The sequence below is a fragment of the Streptomyces sp. N35 genome (assembly GCF_016464295.1).
GTDB lineage: Bacteria > Actinomycetota > Actinomycetes > Streptomycetales > Streptomycetaceae > Streptomyces.
Genome location: NZ_JAEIMH010000114.1, coordinates 19,540 through 23,378 on the forward strand (window position 1 = coordinate 19,540; position 3,839 = coordinate 23,378).

General features: G+C 68.2%; 4 protein-coding genes. 2 read left to right on the forward strand and 2 right to left on the reverse strand.

Features of this window, described 5'->3' with window-relative positions; genetic code table 11:
- Nucleotides 1–48: 48 nt before the first annotated feature.
- Nucleotides 49–303 carry a DUF3073 domain-containing protein gene (locus JAO81_RS37845; protein ID WP_199552535.1) on the reverse strand — a complete coding sequence of 85 codons (255 nt, stop codon included), beginning with the start codon at nt 301–303 and terminating at the stop codon, nt 49–51.
- A gap of 409 nt (nt 304–712) precedes the next feature.
- Complete coding sequence (locus JAO81_RS37850; RefSeq protein ID WP_199552536.1) at nt 713–1,831, reverse strand: Glu/Leu/Phe/Val dehydrogenase dimerization domain-containing protein; 1,119 nt, start codon at nt 1,829–1,831, stop codon at nt 713–715.
- A 210-nt stretch (nt 1,832–2,041) separates the two neighbouring features.
- On the opposite strand from JAO81_RS37850, the gene JAO81_RS37855 reads away from it, so the two are divergent.
- Both JAO81_RS37855 and bldC read left to right on the forward strand, forming a co-directional pair.
- Entirely contained in the window at nt 2,042–2,908 is an 867-nt protein-coding gene (locus JAO81_RS37855; protein ID WP_199552537.1) for a hypothetical protein, read from the forward strand.
- Nucleotides 2,909–3,426: 518 nt separating this feature from the next.
- Nucleotides 3,427–3,633, forward strand: a complete 207-nt coding sequence (gene bldC / locus JAO81_RS37860) for a developmental transcriptional regulator BldC (RefSeq protein WP_003949541.1) — start codon at nt 3,427–3,429, stop codon at nt 3,631–3,633.
- Nucleotides 3,634–3,839: the final 206 nt, after the last annotated feature.

Genomic DNA, 3,839 nt, shown 5'->3' on the forward strand with positions numbered 1-3,839 from the left:
CGGTCCGGCAGACTTCGCCGGACCGGGTTCTGTTAACGCCTTACGAGGTCAAGCGCCGCGGCGCTGAGACGACGGCGGATCGGACTCTTCGTCCTCATCCTCGTCGTCGTTGTACAGATCCGCGTACTGGGCGTACGGGTCGTCTTCCTCGTCATCATCCTCGAACGGCTCGCCATTAGGCGGCTGCTGCGAAGTAGAAGCGCCCAGCTCGTTGGCCAGACGCGACAGGTCAGTCCCGCCGCTGCTGTACTTCAGCTGGCGGGCGACCTTCGTCTGCTTGGCCTTTGCCCGGCCGCGCCCCATGGCTCGACCCCCTTGGATATGGGGCGCACTGGCCCCAGAGTCTTGACACGCGTTCATGATCAGGAACGGACTCTCCGTGGAGAGACCGTGCCGTAGGGCTTCAACGGTACCTGCTTCGGCGCCCATACGGTACGCCGCCCACAGGACGCGCCTGCTATGAGGACCTGCGAAGAGCCCCGTCCCCGCTGGTCAGCCCCGATTTTAACCTGTTCTGGGCGCGCGACCCGCCGACGAGCGTGAGCCTTGTCTCCCCGATGACATGGACGGGTCCCGAACAGAGGGTGTCCAGGACCCGCCGAATCACGCACATTCAGGCCACGCGCCGAGCCTTGCTCAGGCCCGACGTCGCGCTCTTGCCCAGGCCGGGCGCCGAGTCCTCGCTCAGCTCAGCGCCCGGCCCGGCTCCGGCTCAGGCCGCGCGCCGTGCGGCGCGGGCCTCCGCCATCCGCTGCTCCGCGATCCGGTCCGCCGCCGCGGCCGGCGGGATGCCGTCCGCCTTGGCGCGGTCGAAGATGGCCAGCGTCGTGTCGTAGATCTTCGAGGCCTTGGCCTTGCAGCGGTCGAAGTCGAAACCATGCAGCTCGTCGGCGACCTGGATCACGCCGCCGGCGTTCACCACATAGTCGGGGGCATAGAGGATGCCGCGGTCCGCGAGGTCCTTCTCCACACCCGGGTGCTCGAGCTGGTTGTTGGCCGCACCGCAGACGATCTTCGCGGTGAGCATCGGCACGGAGACGTCGTTGAGGGCGCCGCCCAGCGCGCACGGGGCGTAGATGTCGAGGCCCTCGACGCGGATCAGCTCGTCGGTGTCGGCGACCGAGGTCACGACGGCACCTTCCGCACCGGCGTGCCGGTCCAGAATCCGCTGTACGGATTCCTCGCGGACGTCCGTGATGACGACCTCGGCGCCTTCGGAGACCAGGTGCTCGACGAGGTGGTGGCCGACCTTGCCGACGCCGGCGACACCGACCTTGCGGCCGCGCAGCGAGGGGTCGCCCCACAGGTGCTGGGCGCTGGCGCGCATGCCCTGGTAGACGCCGAAGGCGGTGAGCACGGAGGAGTCGCCCGCGCCGCCGTTCTCGGGGGAGCGGCCGGTGGTCCACCGGCATTCGCGCGCGACCACGTCCATGTCGGCCACGTACGTACCGACATCGCAGGCCGTCACATAGCGGCCGCCGAGGGAGGCGACGAAACGGCCGTAGGCGAGCAGCAGGTCGTCGCTCTTGATCTTCTCGGGGTCCCCGATGATCACGGCCTTGCCGCCGCCGTGGTCGAGTCCGGCCATGGCGTTCTTGTACGACATCCCGCGTGCGAGGTTCAGCGCGTCGGCGACGGCCTCGGCCTCGGTCGCGTAGGGGTAGAAACGGGTGCCGCCGAGGGCGGGGCCCAGAGCGGTGGAGTGGAGGGCGATGACGGCCTTGAGGCCGCTCACTCGGTCCTGGCAGAGCACTACCTGCTCATGGCCGCCCTGGTCGGAGTGGAACAGGGTGTGCAGCACGTCGGCAGGGGCGCCGGTCACTTCGGTCACGGTGGTGACTCCCATGGATATTGCGGCGGTTGGAGCGGCTTCCTGTGGGTGGGGAGGCCGTTGGACAGCAGATTAAGACCTGTCGGGCCCGCCCAGCACCGGAGTGCCGCGGATCACTCTCTCGTGAAGGAGGGCCGTGGGACGATTCGGAACAAGTTCCGAGGGTCCTCGGCGGGGTTTCCGAGGAGAACCGCAGGGGAGGGAGCAGGCGTGGCCAAGGCTTCGGCGGTGTGTGTCCCCTACGCGTCCTATCTGCGCGTGTACGAGCCGCTGGCCGCGTTCCCCGAGCCCGAGCGCACCCACTGGGTGCGGTACGCGGAGCGCGAGGAGCGCCCCTCGTACCAGGACGAACTCCGCCGCTCGCTGAGGGACTTGGTGCCCACCCCGCCCGTCCCGGTCCCGGTCCACGAGAGCAGTGACGCCTTCGTCGCGTACGTGGACGGGGTGCTGTGCATCTGCCCCTGGCGCACCCGGCTGCGCGGCTGGCAGGCGCTCGGCGCCCTGGACGAGCAGCTGCCGAAGCCCGTACTGGACGCGGTCCTGCCGCCCGTGGTGCGCCGGCAGACGGCCTCCGACTACGAGTCCTGGCTAGAGCGCAACCCCGACGCCCGCCCCTGGATCCGCTCCGCCACCTGGCATGTCCCGCTGAGCTGGTTCGTCCTCTTCACCGACGAGGAGCGGTTGTACGAGGAGAAGCCGGTGCCCGAGGAGGAGGCGGGCGCGGGCGAAGGCGCGCCCCTGCTGCGCTACCGCACCCCGATGGTGCAGGCCCGCCGACGGGTCGCGCGTGCGTTGAAGACGCTGCGCGACACCCTCGAGGAGGGGCCGCTGATCGATGGTCTGACGGATGTCGGGCGGTGGCTCGAAGAGTTCCATCCGCGTTCCCTCGTCGAGCTGGACTACGGCGGGCTCGTGCACACCCTGCCCTCCGATCACCTGGACGAGGACCACTCGGCCGCGGATGTCGCGGAGGGGATCGCAGCGCTCCGTCAGGGCGACGGCGAGCGTGCGGGTGTCGCGTATGCACGACTTATGGAACGGTGGCGGACGGTTCGCGCGATGCAGTTCGCAAGCTGACCAAATCGGTACATACCGCTAACTCTCGGGTCTTTTGCGCATCTCGCTTGGGGCTATGGTCGGAGGACTGCGAGGACGTAGGTCCCGATCCGGGCCATTGGGTCAAGCGTGACGGACCGCACTTACATCACCCTTGCATCCTTCCCCTTGCTCCATGCCAAAATAGGACAAGGAGTCCGGGGAGGGCTCCATCCGCCCAACTGTGGGCGGAACGCTCGGCATTGCACTCTGATTGGGGGGCCTGATGACTTCTGATCACGCTGTGACTGATCGTCACAATGGCGTGACTGTCCGCTATGGCATGGTCCATCGGCTTCCGTCGTTGATGGACACCTGAGAGGGCAATTCCATCGGTTTGGCCGACGCGGCTGGACGGATGGTGTAGTTGTAGTGCCGAGGACAAGCCGTTCGTCCTATAACCGACTCGACCCGTGTCCGCCATATCGGGCAACGCGGGTCAAGGTGCAGAATTTAAAGGAAAGAACCGAGAAGGTTCGGTTCTCCCGAGGAGGCCGCTCATGACCGCTCGCACCCCTGATGCCGAGCCGCTGCTGACCCCGGCTGAGGTCGCCACGATGTTCCGCGTCGACCCGAAGACGGTCACGCGCTGGGCGAAGGCCGGCAAGCTCACGTCCATCCGCACGCTGGGTGGGCACCGTCGTTACCGCGAGGCTGAGGTCCGCGCACTGCTTGCGGGTATTCCGCAGCAGCGCAGCGAGGCCTGAACCACCCCTTAGCTCCGCATAAGGGCCGTACCGGGTCCCCCAACTCGGTCGCTGCCCGCATATAGCTCCATACGACACCGGGCCCCCGCCCCAACGGGAGCCCTGCCCAAGACATTCGGGTGCGTCGTCGGGCGGGCTGGGCTCCGCCGGGGCCAGCGCGATCTTTTTTGTGCGCTCCGGGCCCCGCTCGCCGCCCCGGCCCGGCC

Bases quoted from the DNA above. Each gene is read 5' to 3' on its own strand.
- JAO81_RS37845 (WP_199552535.1), bottom strand. From the start codon at position 303: ATGGGGCGCGGCCGGGCAAAGGCCAAGCAGACGAAGGTCGCCCGCCAG.
- bldC (WP_003949541.1), top strand. From the start codon at position 3,427: ATGACCGCTCGCACCCCTGATGCCGAGCCGCTGCTGACCCCGGCTGAG.